Source organism: Chryseobacterium sp. KMC2, from assembly GCF_016756935.1.
Classification (GTDB): domain Bacteria; phylum Bacteroidota; class Bacteroidia; order Flavobacteriales; family Weeksellaceae; genus Chryseobacterium; species Chryseobacterium rhizosphaerae.
Genome location: NZ_JAESIT010000009.1, coordinates 1 through 23,450, shown reverse-complemented (window position 1 = coordinate 23,450; position 23,450 = coordinate 1). Strand labels below are relative to the sequence as shown.

The 23,450-nt window shown below is 36.4% G+C and carries 25 protein-coding genes; 9 read left to right on the top strand and 16 right to left on the bottom strand.

The genetic code is table 11. The features are described from left to right. Nucleotides 1-134 precede the first annotated feature (134 nt). Nucleotides 135-1,646 carry a succinate CoA transferase gene (locus JML65_RS12020; RefSeq protein ID WP_047493914.1) on the bottom strand — a complete coding sequence of 504 codons (1,512 nt, stop codon included), beginning with the start codon at nt 1,644-1,646 and terminating at the stop codon, nt 135-137. Between the two features lie 322 nt (nt 1,647-1,968). Next, complete coding sequence (locus JML65_RS12015) at nt 1,969-3,120, bottom strand: homogentisate 1,2-dioxygenase (protein WP_047493917.1); 1,152 nt, start codon at nt 3,118-3,120, stop codon at nt 1,969-1,971. 123 nt (nt 3,121-3,243) lie between these two features. Between JML65_RS12015 and JML65_RS12010 the strand changes: the two genes are divergently transcribed. Together JML65_RS12010 and JML65_RS12005 are read left to right on the top strand one after the other, a co-directional pair. After that, the gene (locus JML65_RS12010) at nt 3,244-5,313 is read left to right on the top strand and encodes a TonB-dependent receptor plug domain-containing protein (protein WP_202271007.1); all 2,070 of its coding nucleotides are present in this window, start codon (nt 3,244-3,246) and stop codon (nt 5,311-5,313) included. Continuing rightward, nucleotides 5,310-5,771: a thiol:disulfide interchange protein gene (locus tag JML65_RS12005; protein ID WP_202271006.1), complete on the top strand. Its 462-nt coding sequence runs from the start codon at nt 5,310-5,312 to the stop codon at nt 5,769-5,771. Before JML65_RS12010 ends, JML65_RS12005 begins: the two co-directional genes overlap by 4 nt. A 281-nt stretch (nt 5,772-6,052) precedes the next feature. Here JML65_RS12005 and JML65_RS12000 read toward each other — a convergent pair whose 3' ends face one another. Both JML65_RS12000 and JML65_RS11995 read right to left on the bottom strand, forming a co-directional pair. Further along, nucleotides 6,053-6,529 carry a cupin domain-containing protein gene (locus JML65_RS12000; protein WP_202271005.1) on the bottom strand — a complete coding sequence of 159 codons (477 nt, stop codon included), beginning with the start codon at nt 6,527-6,529 and terminating at the stop codon, nt 6,053-6,055. A gap of 3 nt (nt 6,530-6,532) precedes the next feature. After that, the gene (locus JML65_RS11995; protein ID WP_202271004.1) at nt 6,533-7,522 is read right to left on the bottom strand and encodes an NADP-dependent oxidoreductase; all 990 of its coding nucleotides are present in this window, start codon (nt 7,520-7,522) and stop codon (nt 6,533-6,535) included. A 170-nt stretch (nt 7,523-7,692) separates the two neighbouring features. On the opposite strand from JML65_RS11995, the gene JML65_RS11990 reads away from it, so the two are divergent. After that, nucleotides 7,693-8,082 carry a winged helix-turn-helix transcriptional regulator gene (locus JML65_RS11990; RefSeq protein ID WP_047493989.1) on the top strand — a complete coding sequence of 130 codons (390 nt, stop codon included), beginning with the start codon at nt 7,693-7,695 and terminating at the stop codon, nt 8,080-8,082. 67 nt (nt 8,083-8,149) lie between these two features. Here the strand turns inward: JML65_RS11990 and JML65_RS11985 are convergent, their stop codons facing one another. From JML65_RS11985 to JML65_RS11970, 4 genes are all read right to left on the bottom strand, one after another. Continuing rightward, entirely contained in the window at nt 8,150-9,004 is an 855-nt protein-coding gene (locus JML65_RS11985) for a glycine betaine ABC transporter substrate-binding protein (RefSeq protein ID WP_202271003.1), read from the bottom strand. 1 nt (nt 9,005) lies between these two features. Next, nucleotides 9,006-9,833: an ABC transporter permease gene (locus tag JML65_RS11980; RefSeq protein WP_047493936.1), complete on the bottom strand. Its 828-nt coding sequence runs from the start codon at nt 9,831-9,833 to the stop codon at nt 9,006-9,008. Nucleotide 9,834: 1 nt separating this feature from the next. Beyond that, nucleotides 9,835-11,085 carry a glycine betaine/L-proline ABC transporter ATP-binding protein gene (locus JML65_RS11975; RefSeq protein WP_047493939.1) on the bottom strand — a complete coding sequence of 417 codons (1,251 nt, stop codon included), beginning with the start codon at nt 11,083-11,085 and terminating at the stop codon, nt 9,835-9,837. 540 nt (nt 11,086-11,625) lie between these two features. Further along, complete coding sequence (locus tag JML65_RS11970; RefSeq protein WP_047493942.1) at nt 11,626-11,991, bottom strand: DUF1304 domain-containing protein; 366 nt, start codon at nt 11,989-11,991, stop codon at nt 11,626-11,628. A 65-nt stretch (nt 11,992-12,056) separates the two neighbouring features. On the opposite strand from JML65_RS11970, the gene JML65_RS11965 reads away from it, so the two are divergent. The 3 genes from JML65_RS11965 (at nt 12,057) to JML65_RS11955 (ending at nt 13,572) form a co-directional block, all read left to right on the top strand. Then, a complete protein-coding gene (locus JML65_RS11965; protein WP_047493945.1) occupies nt 12,057-12,629 on the top strand; it encodes a Crp/Fnr family transcriptional regulator in 573 nt (190 codons plus the stop codon). Between the two features lie 63 nt (nt 12,630-12,692). Next, nucleotides 12,693-13,121 carry a DoxX family membrane protein gene (locus tag JML65_RS11960; RefSeq protein WP_237390868.1) on the top strand — a complete coding sequence of 143 codons (429 nt, stop codon included), beginning with the start codon at nt 12,693-12,695 and terminating at the stop codon, nt 13,119-13,121. 7 nt (nt 13,122-13,128) lie between these two features. After that, nucleotides 13,129-13,572 carry a carboxymuconolactone decarboxylase family protein gene (locus tag JML65_RS11955; protein ID WP_047493948.1) on the top strand — a complete coding sequence of 148 codons (444 nt, stop codon included), beginning with the start codon at nt 13,129-13,131 and terminating at the stop codon, nt 13,570-13,572. Between the two features lie 266 nt (nt 13,573-13,838). Here the strand turns inward: JML65_RS11955 and JML65_RS11950 are convergent, their stop codons facing one another. The 6 genes from JML65_RS11950 to JML65_RS11925 form a co-directional block, all read right to left on the bottom strand. Further along, nucleotides 13,839-14,807, bottom strand: a complete 969-nt coding sequence (locus tag JML65_RS11950; RefSeq protein WP_202271001.1) for a cyclase family protein — start codon at nt 14,805-14,807, stop codon at nt 13,839-13,841. A 78-nt stretch (nt 14,808-14,885) separates the two neighbouring features. After that, a complete protein-coding gene (locus tag JML65_RS11945; protein WP_047493995.1) occupies nt 14,886-15,869 on the bottom strand; it encodes an aldo/keto reductase in 984 nt (327 codons plus the stop codon). A gap of 175 nt (nt 15,870-16,044) precedes the next feature. Then, nucleotides 16,045-16,719 (bottom strand): type 1 glutamine amidotransferase domain-containing protein, encoded by a 675-nt coding sequence (locus JML65_RS11940; protein ID WP_202271000.1) that lies wholly within the window; start codon nt 16,717-16,719, stop codon nt 16,045-16,047. Between the two features lie 80 nt (nt 16,720-16,799). Beyond that, nucleotides 16,800-17,087 carry a putative quinol monooxygenase gene (locus tag JML65_RS11935; protein WP_202270999.1) on the bottom strand — a complete coding sequence of 96 codons (288 nt, stop codon included), beginning with the start codon at nt 17,085-17,087 and terminating at the stop codon, nt 16,800-16,802. Between the two features lie 2 nt (nt 17,088-17,089). Continuing rightward, nucleotides 17,090-17,974, bottom strand: coding sequence for an NAD-dependent epimerase/dehydratase family protein (locus JML65_RS11930; RefSeq protein ID WP_202270998.1), 885 nt, complete (start codon nt 17,972-17,974; stop codon nt 17,090-17,092). Beyond that, the gene (locus JML65_RS11925) at nt 17,974-18,588 is read right to left on the bottom strand and encodes an NAD(P)H-dependent oxidoreductase (protein ID WP_202270997.1); all 615 of its coding nucleotides are present in this window, start codon (nt 18,586-18,588) and stop codon (nt 17,974-17,976) included. Before JML65_RS11925 ends, JML65_RS11930 begins: the two co-directional genes overlap by 1 nt. Nucleotides 18,589-18,849: 261 nt before the next feature. Between JML65_RS11925 and JML65_RS11920 the strand changes: the two genes are divergently transcribed. From JML65_RS11920 to JML65_RS11910, 3 genes are all read left to right on the top strand, one after another. Next, complete coding sequence (locus JML65_RS11920; protein ID WP_202270996.1) at nt 18,850-19,596, top strand: metallophosphoesterase family protein; 747 nt, start codon at nt 18,850-18,852, stop codon at nt 19,594-19,596. A 393-nt stretch (nt 19,597-19,989) separates the two neighbouring features. Further along, entirely contained in the window at nt 19,990-20,877 is an 888-nt protein-coding gene (locus JML65_RS11915) for an alpha/beta fold hydrolase (protein WP_237390867.1), read from the top strand. A gap of 254 nt (nt 20,878-21,131) precedes the next feature. Continuing rightward, a complete protein-coding gene (locus JML65_RS11910) occupies nt 21,132-22,031 on the top strand; it encodes a LysR family transcriptional regulator (RefSeq protein WP_047493969.1) in 900 nt (299 codons plus the stop codon). On the opposite strand, the gene JML65_RS11905 is transcribed toward JML65_RS11910, so the two are convergent. Both JML65_RS11905 and JML65_RS11900 read right to left on the bottom strand, forming a co-directional pair. After that, nucleotides 22,005-22,472 (bottom strand): GNAT family N-acetyltransferase, encoded by a 468-nt coding sequence (locus JML65_RS11905; protein ID WP_202270994.1) that lies wholly within the window; start codon nt 22,470-22,472, stop codon nt 22,005-22,007. The genes JML65_RS11910 and JML65_RS11905 overlap by 27 nt on opposite strands. Further along, entirely contained in the window at nt 22,472-22,906 is a 435-nt protein-coding gene (locus JML65_RS11900) for a GNAT family N-acetyltransferase (protein WP_202270993.1), read from the bottom strand. Before JML65_RS11900 ends, JML65_RS11905 begins: the two co-directional genes overlap by 1 nt. Nucleotides 22,907-23,450 lie beyond the last annotated feature (544 nt).

Below are 23,450 nucleotides of genomic sequence, written 5' to 3'. Positions count from 1 at the left end.
TTATCGTCTTTACTTATTCTAAATATTGTAAGCGAATTAGAAGATTTTTATCATGTTAAACATAAAGAATTTAAAGAAAAAGCAAAAGACCGGATGCACTGCATTCGGTCTTTTTATAGGGTATCATTAATTTCTTAATTTAAAATAGGAGCTTCAGTTTTCTGCTTCATACTTCCTGTTTCAGAAAATCGCAAATGCCAGCTAAAAGCTTCTTCAAGTAAGTGAGGAGTGTGGCCACCTCTTTCACAGGCTCTGTCAAAGTAGGACTGCAGCTCTTCTCTATAATCAGGATGCACACAATGGTCAATTATTTTCTGAGCCCTTTCTCTGGGAGCTAAACCTCTTAAATCAGCCAGCCCGATATCGGTAACCAAAATGTCAACATCATGCTCTGTATGATCGGTATGAGAAACCATTGGAAGCACGTGGGAAATATTGTTTCCTTTGGAAGCAGCCTGAGTTACGAAAATACTTAAGTAAGCGTTTCTTGCAAAATCTCCGGACCCTCCGATTCCGTTCATGATTTTTGTTCCGCCAATATGGGTGGAATTTACATTTCCGTAAATATCAAATTCAATTGCTGTATTGATAGCAATGACTCCTAATCTCCTGATCAATCCTGGAGTATTGGAAATATTCTGGGGTCTTAAAACAAATTTTTCTCTGTATTTTGAAAGGTTTCCTAATACTCTTTCATAGCATTCCTGAGAAACCGTAATGGAAGATGCGGAAGCAAAACTTAGTTTACCGGAATCAATCAGATCAAAGGTACTGTCCTGAAGCACTTCAGAAAACATAGTAAGGTCATAAAAATTACTGTCCTTAAATCCTGTAAGAACGGCGTTGGCCACTTTACCAATTCCCGCCTGAAGAGGAAGTAATCTGTCTGTAAGACGTCCCAGAAGAACTTCATTTTCAAAGAAACCGAGGAGGTGCTTTGCAATAGCGGTTGTTTTTTCATCCGGTTCTGCAATATCTGCAGGGCTGTCTTTAAGGTGGGTAAAAACAATAGCCTCAATTTTATCAGGATCAATAGGAATACTTTTTCTTCCGATTTTGTTCCATGGGGCGACAATAGGAATAACGTTTCTGTAAGGATAATCTTCAGCCTGGTAGATATCGTGAATACCATACACTTCCTCAGGAACTTCGGTATTGATCTCGATGATGACTTTTTTGGCCAATGCCGCAAAAGTGACTGAGTTTCCTACAGAAGTTGTAGGGACAATGCTCCCGTCTCTTTCGATGTAAGCTGCTTCAATCACCGCCAGATCAATAGTCTGTAGGTTTTTAGTGTGAAGTAGTTCGGCACTTTCACTTAAATGCTGATCAATGAAGAGAATTTCGCCATTATTAATCTTATTTCTTAAAATGGGATCTACCTGGAAAGGCATCCTTTTCTTTAATACATTAGCTTCTGCTAATTTGCCATCGGTACCATGTCCTAATGAAGCTCCGGTCATTAGAGTGACCTTAATGTCTTCAGTTTTTCCTCTTTCAGCTAATGCCGGCAAAATTGCTTTGCTGTCACCTGCTTTTGTAAAGCCGCTAGATCCTATGACCATACCGTCTTTAATCATTTTTACAGCGTTTTCAGCTGTTGTCACTTTTTGGTGTAGACTTTCTAATCTGATTCTTTCTAACATGTAATCTTGATTTTGTGGTAACCACCATTACTTAGGATGTGTTATGAAAAATAATGGTGATTATAAATGTTAACCATCTCTCACAAATTTACGAAAAAAGACCCTTTAAATAAAGCATTCAAAGGGTCTTTTATATGTATTCAGCAGTACTTTTTATAAGAAATTGTTTAGGCTCTTTAGTATGGGATACATCTATTAGAATTTTTAACTCAAAATTTAAGATTCAATGTAGTTAAAAGTCACAGAACCTGTGTTTTAAACATTTTTATGAAACTTAAGGGCTATTTTTCTTGTTCAGCCTAAAGAATTAAAATCGTTTCAATTATTCCAGCCATGAAGTTTTGTATGACGGATCTTCCACTTTCAAAGCTTCTTCTGTAATTTTCAAAGGACGGAAGGGATCTACCATTACGGCATATTCTTCAGTAAATTTTTTACCAATACTTCTTTCCATAGCCCCCGGGTGAGGTCCATGTACAATTCCACCCGGATGAAGAGTGAAATCCATCAGGTCAATGTGGTTACGGCTCATAAAGTCTCCTTCTGTGTAGAACAAAACCTCATCAGAATCAATATTGGAATGATTGTAAGGAGCCGGAATAGCCATTGGATGGTAATCATACATTCTGGCACAGAATGAGCACACTACAAAATTATGAGCTTCAAAATTCTGGTGTACCGGTGGGGGTTGGTGAATTCTTCCTGTAATAGGTTCAAAGTTTTTGATATTGAATTTATAAGGATAAAAATATCCGTCCCAGCCTACTACATCAAATGGGTGTGTTGCATAGATGAAGTCTGTAATCTGGTTTTCTTTTTTTACTTTAATTAAGAATTCTCCCTTTTCATCTTTGGGTTCTTTGAAAACAGGAGCAATCATGTCTCTTTCGCAGAACGGAGAGTGTTCCAAAAGCTGTCCGAATTCATTTCTGTATCTTTTCGGAGTATAGATAGGAGAGTGGCTTTCCAGAACAAAGAACACCGTATTTTCAGACTGTAATTCCACCTGATAAATGGTTCCTCTCGGAATGATAAGATAATCACCAGTTACGAATTCAAGATCTCCTACAAATGTTTTTAAGATACCGGCTCCTTCATGAACGAATAAAAGCTCATCACACTCGGCATTTTTATAGAAATAATCCATTGATTTTCTCGGCTTTGCCAATCCCATTTTCAGGTCATTATTCATCAAAAGGATCTTTCGGCTGTCCATAAAATCATCTTCAGGAGTGACATTCATTCCCTTGAACATTCTTGGGGTAATATTTTTTTCTACCGCAATTTTCGGTGTCACATCCTTAGGTTCCCCAATTGATTTTATCTGTGTAGGGCGGTGAATGTGGTATAGCAGAGAAGAGATACCGTGAAAGCCTTCTGTTCCGAAAAGCTGTTCATAGTAAAATTTATCTTCCGGAGACTTAAAGATGGTATGTCTTTTTGGTGGGATGTTTCCCGATAAATGATATCTCATTTTACTTTTATATGTAGTTTCTCAAATTTAATCATTTTTCACGAATTGACTCAACCAAAATATTCAACATAGTGTTTCGTGTTTCAAAAATAATTGTTAGATTTGTCTAACAATTTTAATTTCATGAAACGAATATTATTTTCTATTACTTTTTTATCATCCTATTGTTTCTCTCAGGAGACAGACAGTTTAAGTTTACATCAAAATAAAAACATAGATTCAACCAGAATTTCAAAAAAAGAAATTAAAACCAGCAGTATTGAAGATGTAGTGGTTACCGGAACCATAAAACCGATGAGCAGATCCAAAAGTCCTGTGGCAGTAGAGATTTACAGCCAGAAATTTTTCCAGAAGAATCCTACTCCAAGTATTTTTGAAGCCATTGCTATGGTAAATGGAGTAAAACCTCAGCTGAACTGTTCCGTTTGCAATACGGGGGATATTCACATCAACGGACTGGAGGGTCCTTATACCATGATTCTGATTGACGGAATGCCTATAGTAAGTTCGCTTTCTACGGTATATGGTCTAAGTGGAATTCCGAACAGCCTGGTGGATAGGATAGAGGTGGTAAAAGGCCCGGCTTCTTCTATTTATGGTTCTGAAGCCATGGGCGGAGTAATCAATATTATTACCAAAAACGCATTGACAGCCCCAAAATTGAGCGTGGATCTGATGACTACGACATGGAGTGAGAATAATCTGGACTTCTCTACAAAGTTTAATGTAGGGAAAAACGCGGCGTCCTTGCTAAGTTTAAATTATTTCAGTTTTCAGGAAAAAATAGATCAGAATAAAGATAATTTTACCGATACCACTTTACAGAGCCGAATTTCTGTTTTTAACAAATGGAATTTTAAAAGAAAAGAAAACCGCCAGGCGAGCTTTGCCATGAGATATCTATATGAAGACCGTTTCGGAGGAGAAATGCAGTGGAATAAATCCTACCGGGGAAGTGATGAAGTATATGGAGAAAGTATTTATACCAACAGAGCAGAGGTTTTCGGTTTGTATGAATGGCCTATGAAAGAGCATATTGTCACTCAGTTTTCTTACAATTATCATGACCAGAATTCTTTTTATGGAGCTAATCCCTTTAATGCACTTCAAAAAGTGGCTTTTGTACAAACGTATTGGGACAGAAGTTTTGGGAAACATGATATCACGGCCGGGCTTACCTTCAAAAGAACTTTTTATGATGATAATACACCGGGAACGCTGGGAGCAGACGGAATCACCAATGCACCGATGAAGTCTCCGATCTGGGGAGCATTTATTCAGGACCAGTGGGAAATTAATGATAAAAATACGCTGCTGTTGGGCTACCGATATGATTATGATAAAGTACATCATTCGGTGCATTCCCCAAGATTGGCATGGAAATTTTCACCGAATCCTTACCATACTCTGCGTTTCAACTTTGGAACGGGGTTTAGGGTTGTGAACTTGTTTACCGAAGACCATGCAGCCTTAACGGGTTCCCGTGAAGTGGTCGTAAAGTCTGATCTTAAACCTGAAAGGTCGGTTAACGGAAACCTGAACTATATCTGGAAAATTCCTGTGGGTACCCGTATGGTGAATCTTGATGCTTCTGCATTTTATACCTATTTCAGTAATAAAATTGTAGGTGATTTTGATTCTGATCCTGATAAAATTATTTATGATAATCTTCATGGATATGGAATTTCAAGAGGAGCTTCCCTGAATGTAGATTTCAGCTTCAGCTTTCCTTTAAGTGTCAACTTAGGAGTAACTTATCTTGACGTATATCAGAAATTTGATAATGAAAATCAGAAAACACAACAACTGCATGCCCCAAAATGGAGTGGAACCTATAACCTGACGTATAAATTCCCAAGTAATCTGACGGTAGATTTTACCGGGCAGTTTTATGGTCCCATGAGACTTCCTGTTTTACCTAACGACTTCCGTCCCGAATATTCACCATTCTATTCTTTGGCCAATATTCAGGTTTCAAAGAGCTTTAAATCCGGTTTTGAAGTGTATTGTGGAGTGAAAAATTTATTCAATTTTACTCCCAAAGATCCTTTAATGAGACCGTTTGACCCATTTGATAAACATGCTGATGATCCCATCAGCAATCCCAATCATTATACTTTTGATACGGCTTATGGGTATGCTCCTATGCAGCGTATCAGAGGGTTCCTGGGAGTAAAATATACTTTGAAATGAAAAAATTAGCTTTATTTTTAATGTTAGTGCCCTGTTTTTATCTGTCTCAGATGAAGACAGGCACTTTTTCTGAAGTAGAGGTTTTGCAAAAAGAAGATGCCAGGCCTACTGTTATTCATCTTTATACAGACTGGTGTGCGGTTTGTAAAATTGAATCTTTCCGTTTGAGCAAAGATAAAGACCTTGTTACAATGATGAATGACCATTTTTATTTTATCAATTTTGAAGCAGAAAAAACAAAAGAAAAAATTTATTTTCAGGATCATGAGTTTAATTATTTATCCAATGGGAGCTCAGGAATCCATGAGTTGGCACTGGCATTGTCAAAAAATAAAGATCAGCCTGTATATCCACTGTGGATCATCCTGGATAAAAACCAAAAATTGGTCTATTATCATGAGGGACAGTTTACTGCTGAAAAAATGAAACAGAAGCTGTTGGAAATTTTTGCTTTGTAAGTAGGGTGGTTTTTGTTGGAAAACGCAAGGTCGCAATTTTTTCTTTTTATTATGCTTTAAGGTGCAAGGATTTTATCTGTGATAAAATTGTATATTCCTAATACTATATTTGTAAATCCTTGCTGAAAACCTTTGATTCCTTTCACCTTTGCGTTTGTCCAATCTTATAAAGTTTTTTTCATTTCCCGCAGATCCCGCAGATTTTTTCTTTAACGTATTTTGAAATTAGTGAGAACTACTTCAATCTTTCAATTTTTAAATAATTAAATCTTTCAATTATTCTACCCCTGAGCACTTGCATCTATTAGCACTGCCAGCTGAATACACGGTTCGTTTGAGCGGTTGCTCCAGGCATGATTGGTTCCTCTCTGAATGACAATATCTCCCGGTTTCAGAAGTGTTTCGCCTTCTTCCATGATGAGGTAGAGTTCACCGGAAAGAATAATAATATAATCCAGTGTCGGTGTCTGATGCATCATCGGATGAGGTTCATTCTTTTTCCATTCTATCCCCAGATCTTTATCCGGAGGTACCACTACATATCGAAAGTAGGTTCCATTCTTTGGCGTTTGCGGAAATCCGGTATTAGGAATTGGGGTTTCAAAGTCTAAGCCTGCCGGCGTTTGTTGGGTATTCCATACATCGGAAATAATAAGTCCGGGGAAATGTTCTACTGCATTTGCTACAGGCTGATCTTCGATAATAACAGATTTTCCGCTTTGAATACCTGTTACAATGCGTCTTGGTATTTTATTCATAAATTAATGTTTCATAATGAGTTTATGGCCCTGGGCCTGATTATTTTTAAGAAGAGAATGAGCCTGAAGGACCGTTTCTAAGGATAAATTCCCTATAATTTTATATTGCGGAGGAAGAATAGCTCCGTTTTCAATGAGTTTTGATATTTCCTCCAAGCTGTTTTTGTAATATCCATAATCTTTCACCATACTGTAGGTGTAATTAGAGATATTCATAATCAAACTTCCTTTGTTGAAAAGGTGCTCATGGGCCTCTTTAGTCACCAGGGCGGTAACGTCTACATAGGTTCCGTTGATTTTTAATACATTGGCTGTGACTTCTGACATATGATTGCCTACCAGGTCTATTCCAATATCGAAAGACTGACCCTTATTTGCTTTTAAAAGGTTTTCAATAAGGTTTTCCTCTTTATAGTTGATGATCTGATGGCTTTCCAGCCCCATATTGAGAAGGATTTGTCTGTTGGCTTCACTGCCAACCGTTGCAATGATCTTCCGGATATGATTAGCCAGTAATAATTTGATCAGGAAAGAGCCCAACCCTCCTGTAGCGCCTGTTACAAGAATGGTATTTTCGGGGTTTAATTTCAACCGTTTAAAGATCTGCAGAGATGTGAGGCCAGCGGATGGGATAGATGCGGCCTGTTCAAAGGATATATTTTGAGGTTTGAGAGAAACAATGGCTGCCGGAACACTGATATATTCTGCATAGGTTCCGTTGCTGCCCATAGAGCCGCTTCCTGAGAAAACTTCATCTCCAATATTGAATTCAGAGACCTCTGTTCCTTTTTCTACAATAATTCCGGACAATTCCCGGCCCAATATTGGTGAACTGATCAGTTTTCGCTCCAGTTCATTTTCCAGCATCTGATAATCGATGGGGTTGAAGCCACTTGCTTTGATCTGAATTAAAACTTCATTACTTTTTACCTGTGGTATTTCTATATTCCCATCTTCCAGTTGGAAATTTTTATTTAAGATAACTACTTTCATATGTTGATATTTATTTTTTTAAGGTCATATGCAATCGCAAGATCATCTGTTTGCATTTGAGAAATCATAGCGATTTCACCCCGTTCATTTGATACACAAATGTAAAGAGGGAATAGTTTATATTTGCTACTAGTTAACAAATGGTAACTAGTTACCTTCATGAAACTATTATGGCAAAAATCATTGAAAACGGAATAGAAAGAGAAGCGAGCTGCACGGAAGAATTGTTCGCGATGCGTGATAGTCTGGATGTATTAGGCGGAAAATGGAAACTGATGATCCTGCGATACCTGACCAACAGGCCTGATCAGAAAATTCATTTTAAAAAACTGGAGCGCAGCATTGAAGGAATTTCTGCTAAAATGCTGAGCAAAGAACTGAAAGAAATGGAAATCAACCTTCTTATTACGAGGACGATTCAGGATACAAAACCCATCACTGTTACTTATGCTGTTACCGAATATGGGAAGTCGGTATTTCCGGTGACGGAGACATTGGTTAATTGGGGAATACTCCATCGGGAGAAGATCAAAGAATCCATGAATTCTTCTGAATCATAGATGACAAAAAAATCCTCAGACTCCTGAAGAGTTGAGGATTTTAGATGAGGGTAATAGTACCGGTCCGTTACTTTTTATCTAGCCATAATTTTACCAGTTCAGGATGTTCTTCCACCCATTTCATGGCAGTGGCTTCCTTATTTTTACTGTGTTCCATTTTGAGTAAAAGATCAGCCATATGTTCATCATCAAAATGTACTTTAGCAAAGAATTTGGTCAACTCCGGATGATCTTTACCAAAGCTTTTTCTGGCGTAAGTTTTAATCTGTTCAGCTTCACCAAATACCTTTTTAGGATCATGAAGAAACTTAAGTTTCATTTTTCCAAACATCCAGTGAGGCTGCCATCCAGCTACAACAATCCATTGTTTACGTTGTATGGCATTCTGTAATTCAGTGATCATAGCAATGGTAGAAGAGTTGATTTGTTTATAATCCAGTTTATAGTCGATAATAGCCTGATCTGTTCCGGATGTCAGTCCTGCTCCTTTCTCAATTCCAATGATTCTCTGATTGAATTGATCCTTATGCTGATTAAGCTCTTCAATGGAATTAACAGGAATGTATTCCGGGACTACCAATCCTATACGGCCGCTATCATAATTTGTTCCTATATTCACTAGTCCCGGAAATTTAGCTACCTTTTTAGCGTGCGTGTAAGGTAGCCAAACTCCCATAAAAAGATCCGTATCTTCATTATTCATCGAAGCCAGAATCATATCTGTAGAAGCTTTTTGAATAATAACATGATATCCCTGCTGATCCAAAATAGCTTTGGCAACATGCGTCATGGCAACATCTTCTGCCCAGCCATCTACCATCCCGATGGTGATATATTTAGAGTTTTTTATATTTTCACATGAATTTAATATAGAGCATATTCCCATTAAAATTGGGAAAAATAGATATTTTAAATTTTTCATCTTATTGTTTTTTCTTTACAAATCCTTGAGTAATCCGGTCGAGGATAATAGCTAAAATCACAACGGATAATCCACTTTCAAATCCTAATCCGATATCCAGATTATTGATTCCTTCCAATACTTTTTCACCTAAACCGCCTGCAGCAATCATTCCTGCAATAACGACCATAGATAAGGATAACAGTATCGTTTGATTGATCCCTGTTAAAATCGTTTTCATGGCTAAAGGAAGTTCTACTTTAAATAATATCTGGCGGTTGGTAGCTCCAAAAGCCCTCGCTGCTTCCACAATATCTTTCGGAACAGCTTCAATTCCCAATGTCGTTAACCGTACAGCTGGTGGCATCGCAAAAATAATCGTTGCAAAAGCACCCGGTACTTTACCGATACTGAAAAATAATACAGCCGGAATCAGGTAGACAAATGCGGGCATTGTTTGCATTAAATCCAGTAATGGGCGGATAATTTTTGCGGCTATTTTGCTTTTGGCAGCCCAAATTCCTAAAGGGATTGAAATGATCAATGCAGTAATGGTTGCTACAAAAATAAGGGCAAGGGTTTCCATGGTTTCTTTCCATAATCCCATTAAAAATATTAAACTCAATCCAGCTACAGTCACCACAGCGATGCCTTTTCCGGCTTTCCATAATGCCAATAGCGTAAAAAAGAGGATGATAACATAAAAGGGAGTGTTTACCAAAACCCATTCAATCCCCATAATAGAGGAGTTTCCTACATGTTTTATAATATCAAATACAGGTTTTCCATTTTCTGTGAGCCAATTGATTGCAGTTTCTACATATTGACCTATATCTATAGTTTTATTCATCTTATTGATTGTTTGCGATTTCTTTTAATTCAATGATCTCTTCTTCGTTAAACTTTGTAGCTTCTATGATGAGAGATAGCTGGGTGATAAGACCTAAGAATTTATTGTTTTCATCTACTACGGCAATGGCTGATTTACTTCCGGAAATTAGCGGTAACATTTCTTCTACAGTCACCTCCGGATAAACGGAAGGAACGTTGCTGTTGATAACCGATTCTACCGTGGGTTCTTTTTTCTTTGCAATTCTGACGATATCATTAAGCGTGACAAACCCCAGAAATTTATTTTGAAAATCTACAACAGGTAAGTTTTCTAAACCTGTTGCTCTCATTTTTCTTAAGGCACCTTCAGGTCCGTCTTTTCTAAAACGCACTACCGTAGCTTTGTCAAACATCAAAGATTTAGCGGTAATAATTGTTTTACGATCCACTTTCTCTACAAAGGCTTTTACATAGTCACTGGCAGGATTGGTTAAAATATCCTCGGCTGTTCCTATTTGTTCTATGACACCATCTTTCATAATGACGATACGGTCTCCAATTTTAATGGCTTCGTCCAAATCATGTGTAATGAAAACAATGGTTTTTTGCAATGTATTTTGCAATTCAAGCATTTGATCCTGCATTTCAGATTTTATCAAAGGATCCAGTGCGGAGAAAGCCTCATCCATCAGCAATACTTCAGGGTCGTTGGCCAAAGCTCTGGCTAATCCCACTCTCTGCTGCATTCCTCCTGAAAGTTGGGAAGGAAACTGGTTTTCGAAGCCATTTAATCCCACAATATCCAGTGCTTTCTGAGCTTTTTCATCACGGGAAGCTTTATTTTCTCCCCTGATTTCCAGGCCGAAACCTGCATTGTCTAAAATAGTATGATGGGGTAGTAATCCAAATTTTTGAAATACCATACTCATTTCCGTTCTTCTTACTTCCAGAAGCTCTTTATTATTTTTACCGGTAATATCATCATCATTGATAAATACTTTTCCTGAAGTGGGCTCATTCAGCCTGTTAAGGCAGCGTAGTAAAGTGGATTTTCCACTTCCTGATAATCCCATAATCACAAAGAATTCACCTTCATAGATTTCAAAACTGGCTTTGTTGATTCCTACCGTGCAGCCTGTTTTTTCAAGAATTTCCTTTTTGGAAAAACCTTTGTCTAAAAGTTCCTGTGCTTTTTCTTTGTTTTTGCCAAAAATAATAGTCAGATCTTCAACTTTAAGTTTTACTTTTCTACTGTTTTCATTTTTTTCCATATTCAGAATTTTTCAATTAATAAATGATATAAGAAATTGTAAACCAATTTATTATTATGCCTTTATCTTAGTTGTTCTGTTGATGGTAATAGTAAAAAACATCTATATAAGCTTCTGGTGATAAAAGCTTTTCACAAAAAAATAAGACCATAAAGACCCCAGGCCTTATGTTTATTTTAAATATGTCAATAGATTATACTCTAGAAAAAGAGTGTATCATGTAAAAAGAAATTAATCTTTTACATAGATTCTACAATTAAATTACTGATGAAGTAATTAAAGATATGTGTACTGAACAACTTGAATTTCTACATTCCATCAAAATGCAGATCAGCATAAAAAATCTGTATATCAATTTCTTATGACGGTGCAAATTTACAAATTTTATATTAAATGGATTTTTTGAGCCTTAAGAAGCTGGTTTTAAGTCTAATGATGGAACAAGATATTCATAGCAATTTTACCCTTATCATTCAAGATAAAAGAGCACTTATAGAATCAATATTTTTAAGAAATTTTTTTAGAATATGGCCGATGAAATTATTTCAGTAAAACAGCAATAATTGCTAGTATTGCAGGAAGTGCCTGTACAAAAAATATCTTTTTGGTAGCAGAAATAGCCCCATAAATTCCGGCTACAGCTACACATCCTAAAAAGAATAATGCCACATTATCCTGCCATTGAGGGTCTTTGATCAGAAATGACCAGATGAGTCCGGCAGCCAGAAAACCGTTATACAGGCCCTGATTGGCTGCAAGCCCTTTAGTGGGCTTAAACATTTCTGCAGGCAGTGCTGCTTTGAAAACTTCTTTACCTTTTGTTTCCCAGGCAAACATTTCCATCCAGAGAATATAGATATGTTCTAACGCAACAACTGCTATTAGAATTTTAGCAATGAGTTCCATGATTTACGATTTTGTCATTGTAAAACTAAAAAAATAAAGTTAAGTTTGAGTATTTAAATCTAAAGATGGATAGTTTTAAGATACATTTAGACAAATTTATCAGTGTAACCGAAGAGGAATATGTTTCTATTCTTTCTTTTTTTAAGGTACTGGAAGTCAGAAAAAAGCAAAACTTAATGCTTAATGGAGAAATTTGTAAACATATGTATTTTGTCAATAAAGGCTGTCTAAGAAAATTCTTCATCAATGAAAAAGGGGTAGAGCAAACTACTGAATTTGCTATAGAAAACTGGTGGATCACAGATACATTTGCTTATGAAAGACAAATACAGTCTGATTTTTCTATTCAGGCAGTGGAACATTCTTCTATTTTGGTCATTGATCTGGAAAACCAGGAGCTGTTACTGCAGAAGCATCCTATTATGGAGCGCTATTTCCGAATGATTTATCAAAGAGCTTATGCTGCATCAGAGAGGAGAATACGATATTTGTATGAAATGTCCAGAGAAGAATTATATGTTCATTTTAGTACATTATACCCTTGGTTTATTCAAAGGATTCCACAATATCTGATCGCTTCCTTTTTAAATCTTACTCCGGAATATCTCAGCGAAATCAGAGCAAAATTACGATCTTAAACCAGTTTAAGTTTTTTACCATTTATAATTTGGAAATTTGTCATGTTATTAAAAGCCAATACAATGACAGATCAACAGAATCAATTTTCGCAGTTATTTTTAAGATTAGCACTTTCAGTGACTATGCTCTCTGCAGTAGCAGATAGATTGGGTTTTTGGGGCGCCAACGCTGCATGGGGAAATATGGCCAATTTTGAAGCATACACAAGAAAACTGACATTTTTTCTTCCCGAAGCTTTAAGTACTGTGTCAGCATATGCTGCAACATGTTTGGAAATCCTATTTCCACTGATGCTGATTTTAGGTTTTAAAACAAAAATTGCGGCATATGGAAGCGGTTTTCTCTTGTTGATTTTTGCAGTGTCAATGACTATTGCATTGGGGATCAAAGCCCCCCTTGACTATTCTGTTTGGGTAGGATGTGCAGGGGCATTTTTATTGGCTTCTCAACAACAATATTCCTTTAGTATAGATCAATTAACCAAAAAATAATATCATAATGAGCGCAAGATTAAATATTGCAACAGTAGATTCAGCAGCTTATAAAGCGATGATGGGATTGGAAGGATACCTACAGACTATTTCTTTAAACCACATTCAGAAAGAATTAATTAAAATCAGGGCTTCACAGATTAATAAATGTGCTTTTTGTCTTGATATGCACACGAAAGATGCCATTAAATATGGTGAAACCCCTCAAAGAATTTTTATCCTTGACGGGTGGAGAGAAGCCAAAGATTTATTTACAGAAGAAGAGCAGGTACTTTTGGAAATGACAGAAGAGATCACTTTGATCAGCCATGCAGGTTTGACAGAAGAGACTTTCCAAAAAGCCAAGTCAATTTTTGATGAAAATCAGATCGCACAGATCATCATGGCTATTGTAACCATCAATGCATGGAACAGAATTGCGGTAAGTACTCATCTTCCGATTGCAAAATAGAAATAAAGTAAGAAAGCTGGAAACATGGAGAAGGAAGTTCATGAGGACGGTTTCGCTGCTTGTCGTTTACTTTGTAAAAGAGCTTTTCAAAACTGAAAAGCTCTTTTTATGTAAACACAATGAGGCGGAGTAGTCCTTGCCAGGTATTAATTCTAAAAATAAATTCTATGGGTTAGTCTTATTTTTTCAAAACACGAATCACTTTGTCTCACTGTTTATTACAGCATATTATAAGTTCTTTTATTGCTGAGAAATACGTAATGGATTTAATAGATAGCTACAGGGTTTACATTCACCTGAGTAGATCCTACATATAAAGGTTGTCCCAGTACAAACAGAAACTCCCATACTTTTTGTTTTACCAATGGGCGGCTGTCAATCAGTTCCAGATTGTAGATTCCTTTTTTGGCGAGCATAAATTGGTTGATTGGAAATTCTTCCTTACTTTTTGGATTCGGATAGACTTCTGAAGCCCACGTATCACCACCAAAAGCAACAATTCCCTGGTCTGCAAGCCATTTTGCGGCTTCCATCCCGATTCCCGGCTCTGTTTCCAGAAACTTTTTATTGTCTTTACCTATCAGTTCAAGCCATCCGGTATTGAAAAGAATGATGTCTCCTTTTCTTAAACTCAGTCCCTGTTTCTTTAAAACTGATTGAATATCATCTACGGTAAATTCTGTTCCTCCCGGAACGATTGATTTTCCATAATGAGCGGTCATATCAAGGACTATACCTCGGGTAACAAAAGGAGGAACTTTTTCGACTCCCAGTTTTTTTACCCCTTCTACACTTACAAAATCGGTAGCTTTATTTCCGTTGTAGTAGATATTGTCAATACCGATATGCCCAATACCATTAAGCTGTGTTCCCACTCCGGTCCAGCCGTTTACCAGTTCATCATTGAAGGTGAATTTATTGGGGCCTATACTTTTTCCGGCCTGTTCTCCGGGTTGGATATTGTATAAATTGAAACTTCTGTGTCTGAAAGCAGGAAGATTTTTATCAATAGGAACGGCAAGAGCTAGTGTTTTACCCTGTTTTACCAGTCCTAAAGCTTGTTTTACTACCTCAGGGGTCAACAGGTTAGCGGCTCCTATTTCATCCTGTGCCCCGTAAGCAGAAGGGTGCCACGATTGATCTTCAGGATTGACCAGGGTTTGAGCCTGTAATGTTACGCTGTTTATAGTCAATAGGGTGACTAATCCGAACATTTTGATCAGATTCTTTTTCATTTTTTTTATGATTTATGAGGTAAGAGAAATGAAGCTGGAAGTTCTTATCAGTATGTTGATTGTACTTCCAGCTTTATATTATATTTCGCTCAAAGCAGAATTGATAACGTTCAATTCTTCCTGTGAAAGATCAATAGACATTGTCTTTGCGTTTTCAATAGCTTGCTGAGCATTTCTTGCTCCTGCCAATACTACGGTGATTGCAGGTTGCAGCGTTGTCCATCTTAATACCAGCTGAGAAAGGCTGGCTCCTTTTTCCTGAGCAATAGGTTCTATTTTTTCTAAGAACGTTTTTACTTTATTTACATCAAACTGGGAGAAATAACCGTTTCTGTGGTCGTTGTCTTTCAATTTGTTTTCTTTGAAATATTTACCTGTTAAAAGACCTCTTTCCATAGGACTGTATACGATAATTCCTGAATTGTTTTCCAAAGAATAAGGAACAAGATCATTTTCAATACTACGGTTCAGCATACTGTAAGAGACCTGGTTGCTTGCCAGTTTCAAAGTTCTGTTGGCTTCCTCCATCTGAGCTACACTGTAGTTACTTACTCCTGCAGAACGGATTTTTCCCTGTTGGATTAATAGTTCCATGGCTTCCATTGTTTCACTGATCGCAGTAGTGCTGTCCGGCCAGTGAAGTTGTAAAAGATCAATATAATCTGTGCCTAATCTTTTTAAACTTTCTTCAACTTCTTTAATGATATTTTCTTTGGAAGCTAGCTTATAAACAGGGATTGTTTTCCCTTCGTCTTCAGCATCAAAGAAAAATTCTCCTTTGCCATTGTTGCTTCCGTCCCATACTAAACCAAACTTTGTAAGTAATTGGATTTTTGAACGGTCTTTCCCTTTGATGGCTTCCCCGATCATTTCTTCACTCAATCCGAAACCATAGAATGGTGCAGTGTCGATAGAAGTTACCCCGTGGTCCAGCGATGCATGAATAGAGTTTATAGAATCCTGTTTTTCATTACCTCCCCACATATTGCCACCGATGGCGAAAGCCCCGTGTGTGATGGTTGATAATTCTAAATCTGTATTTCCTAATTTTCTATATTCCATTTTTTTTATTTTAAAATTTTGTTTATCCCTTATTAAAACCACTCCTTCAAATCTTTGATTTACCACCTCTAAGGAAGAGAGAGCTCTTACAGTTTTAATTCTGACAGTAGTAAAGGTTTTTGAGAGTACTTAAGTACTTCTTAAGTGTTAGGTTTTAAGGATTAAAACTGAGTTGTTATTTATTTAGTTCTTTTAAAATTGCTTCTCCAACGCTTTTTGCAGATTGTGGATTCTGTCCTGTAATCACTCTTTGATCAGCTACTACATGATTCTGCCAAAGACCTGATTTTTCAAATTTAGCTCCTCTTTCTTTCAGTTTATTTTCCAATAAGAAAGGAACAACATCTGTCAATTTTACTTCAGATTCTTCTTCGTTGGTAAAAGCATTGATTTTCTTACCGTCAACGAGGTACTTCCCGTTCTTAAGCTTAATATTTACCAGGCCTGCAGGACCATGGCATACACCTGCTACAATACCGCCATTTTCATAAATAGTTGAAGCGATATTTGCCAATTCAGTATTATCTGCAAAATCCCACATTGCTCCATGTCCTCCTGCATAAAAGATTGTTGAATAATCTTTAGGGTTAACCTGAGATGGAGTCAAGGAATGATCAATCTTGTTTTTATATTCTTTATTTTCCCAAAACTCTTTGTTGACAGGATCTTTTAAATCGAATCCATCTACCGGAGGAGTTCCGCCTTTAGGACTTACAAAATCGATTTCATAACCTGCCTGGTGAAGAACTTCCCATGGATGAGAAACTTCTCCCAAATAGTATCCTGTGTCTTCACCCGTATTGCCTTTCTTATCATGGCTGGTTACGACAAATAAAATTTTCTTTTTCATATGACTCGTTTTTTGGTGTTGTGCCTGAATAAATCCTATCATGAACAGGCTAAGACATAAAAGTGCCAGCTTTTTCATAATTAAATAATATTCGTGATATAAATTTGAGGTTTTTCCTGAAGCTTTATATCAACCAAAGCTCCGAAAGCCTGAATATAAGGCTGCTGATTATGCTGTGCCAGCCCTTCTTCACTTTTCCAGATTTCATAGAAAATAAACTGGTTTTTATCTTCAATCCCCTGATGAAGGGTATACAACTCGCAAGCTTCTTCTCTTCTCGTTTCTTTTACCATATTCTGAAGAACTTCCAGTACTTCTGCCTGATGCTCTTCTTTGGATTTTATTATTGCTGTAAGGTAAATTTTCATAATTAAATAAAATTTTCGATTGATTTATATTGAGGGGCCCATCCCAATTCTGTTCTTGCTTTATCGGAATTACATAAACTGTTTGATGCAAATCCAAAATATCCACCCGCGGGACCAAATTGATCTACAGCATCTTGTATGCTGACAGATTGTGCAGGCTGTAATTTATAGTGCAGGCTTATGTGCTCAGCCAGATTTTTGATTGTTGAAGAACCGTTTTCTGCATAGTATATTGAACCGGGTTTTGCTTTTTCCAAAGCAAGTACATACATATCGGCTAAATCCTCAACGTGAAGGTTCGACCATATATTTTCACCTTTTCCAAAATAAACTCCAAATCCTTTTTCTTTGGATAAATTGATTAAAGCCGGAAGCTGAATGCTGTCTTTTTTCAGACCTAATCCCTCTCCGTAAACCATGGTTGGTACAATGACTATGCTTCTTATATTTTTTTTGGCGGATTGAAGCACATAATTATTGATTAATACCCTTGACGCCATTTCCAGCCTTGGATTCAGAGGGAAGTCTTCTGTAAAAATAAAGTCATTTTTTTCTCCGTTTTCTTTTCCTCCGAAAATGGCTGAGCCTGAGGTGAAAATAAAAGTTTTTCCACTCCCTTCCAAAGCATTTATAAAACTGTCTGCAGCATAGGCATCATCAGCGGAATCAGCAGTGTGGATAACGGCATCAACATGAGAAATTGCAGCATTCAGAATGGCTTCGTCATGTATATTTCCTATAATAGGTTCGATTCCTAACTGCTGTAGCTTTTCTGCAGCGGATGCATTGCGGACAAGCCCTGCTACGCTGTAGTTTTTTTCTAATAGTTTCTTTGCAACAGTACCACCAATATAACCGGTAATTCCTGTTATGAGTATTTTTTCCATTAGGCTAATTGTGGTTTTAGTTCCTGTTCAAATACGTTTTTAACATGCGCTCTGTAAAGCTTCATATCACGTTCTATATTGGCATTCTTTTCCACATCATGAAAGTGGAAGCTTTCCATTTTTTTTAAAGAAACAAAGGCATTCATTCTATGGAACCCAAATAATGGTCCTTCGTCTACACTTTTCTCACTGAAAAACTCTCCGGGAAGTGTAAAGGCTGTTGCAGGAGCGTTCCAGCTTGTTGTCAGCATATATTTTCTACCGCCAAGCATTCCTCCGGTACCATAGTTGATCTGCGGATTTACTGCATTTCTCCCGTCACTCATATAAATTCCTTTTGCATGACCTGCAGTGAAAACTTCATCAATATATTTTTTAAGACCATTCGGAAGCTGAAACCACCAGATCGGAGTGTGGTAAATGATATAATCTGCCCAAACAAATTTCTTTACTTCCTCATGTTTATCATAACCCTCACTTACGTTGGTGATCTGTACTTCTATGTTATCAAATGATTTTAGAACCTCTAGTGTATTTTCTGCGATAGTGTCATTATATTTTCCTCCGGAATGTCCAAAATTTTGCCCTCCGTTGATGATTAATACTTTTTTCATTTTTTTATGATTGTTTAAATTTTATGATGCAAAGTTAGGATGGATGGTTGTATAATAAAAATAGTATAAATTATACCGAAGTATTATAATAATGATAGTTTTAGTTTTTTGGATTCATTGGTTTTATTCGTTGTGTAAAAATTCACAATTGGATTTATGCAGCAAAACTGACCATTCATGGTTTTATGGTAAAATGTCATCTCCTATCTGAGCCAAAATTCCTTTCTCTCTTGTACATTTGTTATGATAAACAGAATGAATATGATACAGATTGCAGTTTTTAGTGATGTGCATGGAAATCTTCCTGCGTTGGATTCGGTGTTAGAGGATATGGAGAAAAGGGGAATCCGTCAAAAATTCTGTTTGGGAGATCTTGTAGATTTTGCTCCCTGGGGAAATGAAGTTACTGAAAAAATTAAAGACCTGAATATTCCCTGTCTAATGGGAAACCATGACGAAAGAATTGCTTTCGATATTCCTGTGGTTCCCTTATCTAAACATACCGAAGAAGAAACTCTTGCCCGTTTCGTTGCAATTGATCACTCTAAAAAATACATTACGGAATCAAATAAGAAGTTTCTTTCTGAGCTCCCTTTTCATTTGCAGTTAAATTATAAGATAGGGGAGAAGCACTGGAATATTCAACTTGTGCACTCAAGTTTATCGAGTAATGACACTTATCTGTATGAATCTGAAAGCGATGAGGTTTTTATAAAAATGTTGGAAGAATCCAGATCTGACGTTATTGTAATGGGACATACCCATTTATCATTTAAAAAACAGTTTGAAAATAATAGCTGGGCTCTTAATTGTGGATCTGTAGGGCGCTCTAAAGAAGAGAACAGATTAGCTTACTATTTAATTTTAACTTTGGATGAAGAAAAGATTATTCCGGAGATCATACAACTGAGCTATCCGCTTGATGAAACAGTTCGCCGGATTGAAGAAAGTGAAATTCCGGATTATTATGCCTCATTTCTAAGAAATGAACAGGTATCAATGTCTTAATTTTTTTTGAATATATATATATTGTATAGTTCTGAGGGGTATTATATTCATATTTTCTGAGAAAAACCACATTTCTTTTGTGCTATTGAGACATTCCCGGTTCATAAAAGGGATAATAAAATTTTATAGATTGAAAATATTGGATTTTACTGAGTTTTTTTGGAACTGTCAAGTAAAGATTAATTGTGTTTTTAATGTCTGATTTACAGTGTTTTGTAATTATTCGAACTTTGATTTGCAGGGAGTCGAACTTATTTTTTTATTAAAATCAGTTCGACTTTTTTTATTCGGTCTTTTCTGAAAATACTCTGAAGGATATTTGTGTCAAATTAAAATTTAGAAATCATGAAAAAAACAAGCTTTTTTATTTTTTTACTATTATCAGTATTTTGTATGTCACAATTACACAAAGGAAAAATAGACACTTTGCTTACTCCGGAAATTGGCGGAATAAAACAAGCTATAGATATTAAGACAGATGACTCCGGGAAACCTATACTGCTCTTTTTATCAGGAGGACCCGGAAGCTCAATGCGGAAAAATGCAAATTCTTTTACCGACCTTTTAAAAAACAGTTTCACCATTGTTCAATGGGATCAGAGAGATGCCGGAAAAACGCTGGAATTAAATCCTTCACCGGTCCAGCCTTCCGTTGAATTGATGGGGAAAGATACTTATCAGGTTATCAATTTCCTGAGAAAAGAATTAAAACAGGAGAAAATATATCTGTTAGGAAGCTCATGGGGGAACGCTTTAGGTTTCTACATCGTCAGAAATCATCCTGAGCTGTTACATGCTTATTTTGCGGTAAATCCTGTTGTAAGCCAGTTAGCAAGTGAGAAAGAATTGCTTCAGATTTTAAAAGATTATTTTAAAGAAGATCCTGTTGCCACTAAAGAGCTAGGAAGTGTACATATTCCATTCACGGTAGATGAGGACCTGTTTTATTTAAGAAAATGGCTCTTTTACAAAGACGGAAAAAAATATGTAACCGGTGAGGATTTCAAAAAAGGATTTCTTCAATGGTCAAAAACCTGGTCACCTGCATGGAATGAAGTGATGCATATTGACCTGCCCAAGACGTTAAAAAAAGTGGATTGTCCTATTTATTTCTTTGTGGGTAAAAACGATGTTCAAACTTCCACGAGAATTACAACTGACTATTTTAGAAAAGTAAAAGCACCCCGAAAAGATCTGTTTTTATTCGAAAATTCAGGACATCAGATACATAAAGATGAACCGGAAAAATTTCAGAATACAATCATTCATGTATTAAAGTAATCAAAATTTTAGAGGAAAGTTGAAGGGCGGAAGATGGGAGAGTGAAGCTTGCAGTTGCTATTGAAGAGATTATGTATTGTTGTTATCGGGTTAAGTAATTTAAATGATCAGTAAAATCAATAAAGTCAGTTATTATTGTTTAGAAAGCATATTAGCTCCTCTCTTCCAATTTCAAGCTTCTTGATATTATTAAAATAGCAATTAGTATTATAATTATTTTGTAATTTTGCATCAGAATATTAATAGATTAAATTATGGTCAATTTAGAATGGTATCGTACTTTTAAGGCGATCTATAAAACCGGGACATTGACTGGGGCAGCTGATGCTTTATTCATATCACAGCCAGGGGTGAGTTTACATTTAAGTTCACTGGAAGCTTATGTGGGATATAAATTGTTTGACAGAACGGGTAGGAAGATGATTCCAACAGAGCGGGGTAAAGTATTATTCAACGCAGTTGCTGAGCCTATTACCAAACTGGAAGATGTAGAGAAAAATTTCCAGAAATCTACGGAAAAACATACTCCAACCATCAGTGTGGGAATGTGTTTTGAAACTTTTCAGACGACTTTGGAGCAATATGTTTCTTCTTTGCCTTTTAATCTGATCATCAGCTTTGGAGAATATCCGGAAATGCTTGACCAGCTGGATAAAGGAATATTAGATCTTATCATCACTCCTAAAAAAGGATCTTCTCCTAATATAGAACATGAAGCTTTTTCTTCTGAACAAATTGTTTTGGTAGGGGGAAAAGAGGTGGATACAGATAGTTTTAAAAAGATTTTGAAAACAAAGGATGGGGAACAGATAGAAGAGTGGCTGAAAAAAGAAAAATGGTATGGAACCACGGGAGATATGGAACATCTATTCCAGTTCTGGACATTGAACTTTGGGCATAAGCCAAATTTTCGCCCGAATTTCATTGTTCCGAATTTAAACTCAATCATCCGTTGTCTGAAAGGAGGAGCCGGATTAGCGGTTATTCCTGATTTTTTATGTAAGAATGAAATTGAGAGCGGAGATGTAAAACTCATTTGGGAAGGGAAGAAAAAGCTGGAAAATACCCTCTATTTCGGATGCAGAAAAAAGACCAACTATCAATCGGAAATAGAACATATTAAAGGACTATTCCGCAAGATGATGGGTAAGTAAAATCATATCCCGCATTTGTAATCCGTTTTCATAAATAGGATCAGGATAATTTTCAATAAAGAAATCCTTGAGAATACCCTTTTTGATGAACCCGTTTTTCTCATAAAATCTGATCTGTTGGAAGCCTGTATCCGAGGTCCCAACAGTCAGCGTTTTATAGGAATATTCTTTTGCAATTTCCTTTGCTTTATTTATCAAAATACTTCCGATTCCTTTGTTTCTATAAGGGTCTACAACAGCAATATTTTTAATTTCCAATTCGGTATCACTGTTTTTGTACAATGCCATAACAGCAACATCCTGCAGGCCGTCCTGTAAAAGATAGATGTCAGAGTTGAAAATATATCGGTCAATAGCTTCTACAGTTTCATCTGCTAATAAAAGCAGCTTATAGGGAATTTCCGAACCTGATTCAATGCGGGTGAAAGTGAAATTTTCCATTACAAACTCATATGAATAATTGGATACTCCTTTCCTGAACCATCTTTTTCTGATCTTCCTACTGTTTGGAAACCCATCTTCTCATAAAATCCAATGGCTTGGGGATTCTGTTCGTTAACATCTACTTTGGTAAGGCCTGTTTTCTCTTTCATGAATTGATAAAGAACCTTTCCATAGCCTTTCCCACGGACTTCATTATGGATAAAAAGCATTTCCAAATTACCTTCAGCAACAGATGAAAATCCTTTACTTTCACCATTTTCAATAATTAAATAGACCTCCAGGTTGGGTAGATAGTCCCTTGGAATGGCTTCTTTGAAATACGTAAAATCTTCTTCAGAAAGAAAATCGTGGGTAGCCTTTACAGCAGATTCCCATATTTCCATGATTTTCGGATAATCTTCGGAAGTGGCAAGCCTTATTTGATGTGACATGATTTAAAATTTAGGCAAAAATAGAAAATTAGAAGTTAGGAAAAAGAGTTTATAATGTGTTGGAAAAACGCAAAGACGCAAAGAAGTTTCATGGTAAACAGTTTTTAAGACGCAAGAAAATCAAAGATTTTCAGTAAGTCTCATCAAGTAGAGTATTGCAGTTTTAGATTAGCAGCATTCCATTTTATCGAAGATAAAATCTTTGCGTCTTATGGCGTAGGGTATGTAAAAACCTTTGCGCCCTTGCGTTTCCAATATTAAATGAATTTTTTATGTTATAATGTGTTGGGAAAACGCAAAGACGCAAAGATTTAATAAGCAGGACTGTTTTTAAGGCGCAAGAAAATCAAAGATTTTCGGTAAGTCTTGTCAAATAGGATATTGCGGTTTTAGATTAGCAGCATTCCATTTTATCGGAGATAAAATCTTTGCGTCTTATGGCGTAGGGTATGTAAAAACCTTTGCGCCCTTGCGTTTCCAATATTAAATGAATTTTTTATGTTATAATGTGTTGGGAAAACGCAAAGACGCAAAGATTTAATAA

Excerpts from the sequence above, each read along its gene's own strand:
- JML65_RS12020 (WP_047493914.1), bottom strand. The coding sequence starts at position 1,646 with ATGTTAGAAAGAATCAGATTAGAAAGTCTACACCAAAAAGTGACAACA.
- JML65_RS12015 (WP_047493917.1), bottom strand. The coding sequence starts at position 3,120 with ATGAGATATCATTTATCGGGAAACATCCCACCAAAAAGACATACCATC.
- JML65_RS12010 (WP_202271007.1), top strand. The coding sequence starts at position 3,244 with ATGAAACGAATATTATTTTCTATTACTTTTTTATCATCCTATTGTTTC.
- JML65_RS12005 (WP_202271006.1), top strand. The coding sequence starts at position 5,310 with ATGAAAAAATTAGCTTTATTTTTAATGTTAGTGCCCTGTTTTTATCTG.
- JML65_RS12000 (WP_202271005.1), bottom strand. The coding sequence starts at position 6,529 with ATGAATAAAATACCAAGACGCATTGTAACAGGTATTCAAAGCGGAAAA.
- JML65_RS11995 (WP_202271004.1), bottom strand. The coding sequence starts at position 7,522 with ATGAAAGTAGTTATCTTAAATAAAAATTTCCAACTGGAAGATGGGAAT.
- JML65_RS11990 (WP_047493989.1), top strand. The coding sequence starts at position 7,693 with ATGGCAAAAATCATTGAAAACGGAATAGAAAGAGAAGCGAGCTGCACG.
- JML65_RS11985 (WP_202271003.1), bottom strand. The coding sequence starts at position 9,004 with ATGAAAAATTTAAAATATCTATTTTTCCCAATTTTAATGGGAATATGC.
- JML65_RS11980 (WP_047493936.1), bottom strand. The coding sequence starts at position 9,833 with ATGAATAAAACTATAGATATAGGTCAATATGTAGAAACTGCAATCAAT.
- JML65_RS11975 (WP_047493939.1), bottom strand. The coding sequence starts at position 11,085 with ATGGAAAAAAATGAAAACAGTAGAAAAGTAAAACTTAAAGTTGAAGAT.
- JML65_RS11970 (WP_047493942.1), bottom strand. The coding sequence starts at position 11,991 with ATGGAACTCATTGCTAAAATTCTAATAGCAGTTGTTGCGTTAGAACAT.
- JML65_RS11965 (WP_047493945.1), top strand. The coding sequence starts at position 12,057 with ATGGATAGTTTTAAGATACATTTAGACAAATTTATCAGTGTAACCGAA.
- JML65_RS11960 (WP_237390868.1), top strand. The coding sequence starts at position 12,693 with ATGACAGATCAACAGAATCAATTTTCGCAGTTATTTTTAAGATTAGCA.
- JML65_RS11955 (WP_047493948.1), top strand. The coding sequence starts at position 13,129 with ATGAGCGCAAGATTAAATATTGCAACAGTAGATTCAGCAGCTTATAAA.
- JML65_RS11950 (WP_202271001.1), bottom strand. The coding sequence starts at position 14,807 with ATGAAAAAGAATCTGATCAAAATGTTCGGATTAGTCACCCTATTGACT.
- JML65_RS11945 (WP_047493995.1), bottom strand. The coding sequence starts at position 15,869 with ATGGAATATAGAAAATTAGGAAATACAGATTTAGAATTATCAACCATC.
- JML65_RS11940 (WP_202271000.1), bottom strand. The coding sequence starts at position 16,719 with ATGAAAAAGAAAATTTTATTTGTCGTAACCAGCCATGATAAGAAAGGC.
- JML65_RS11935 (WP_202270999.1), bottom strand. The coding sequence starts at position 17,087 with ATGAAAATTTACCTTACAGCAATAATAAAATCCAAAGAAGAGCATCAG.
- JML65_RS11930 (WP_202270998.1), bottom strand. The coding sequence starts at position 17,974 with ATGGAAAAAATACTCATAACAGGAATTACCGGTTATATTGGTGGTACT.
- JML65_RS11925 (WP_202270997.1), bottom strand. The coding sequence starts at position 18,588 with ATGAAAAAAGTATTAATCATCAACGGAGGGCAAAATTTTGGACATTCC.
- JML65_RS11920 (WP_202270996.1), top strand. The coding sequence starts at position 18,850 with ATGATACAGATTGCAGTTTTTAGTGATGTGCATGGAAATCTTCCTGCG.
- JML65_RS11915 (WP_237390867.1), top strand. The coding sequence starts at position 19,990 with ATGTCACAATTACACAAAGGAAAAATAGACACTTTGCTTACTCCGGAA.
- JML65_RS11910 (WP_047493969.1), top strand. The coding sequence starts at position 21,132 with ATGGTCAATTTAGAATGGTATCGTACTTTTAAGGCGATCTATAAAACC.
- JML65_RS11905 (WP_202270994.1), bottom strand. The coding sequence starts at position 22,472 with ATGGAAAATTTCACTTTCACCCGCATTGAATCAGGTTCGGAAATTCCC.
- JML65_RS11900 (WP_202270993.1), bottom strand. The coding sequence starts at position 22,906 with ATGTCACATCAAATAAGGCTTGCCACTTCCGAAGATTATCCGAAAATC.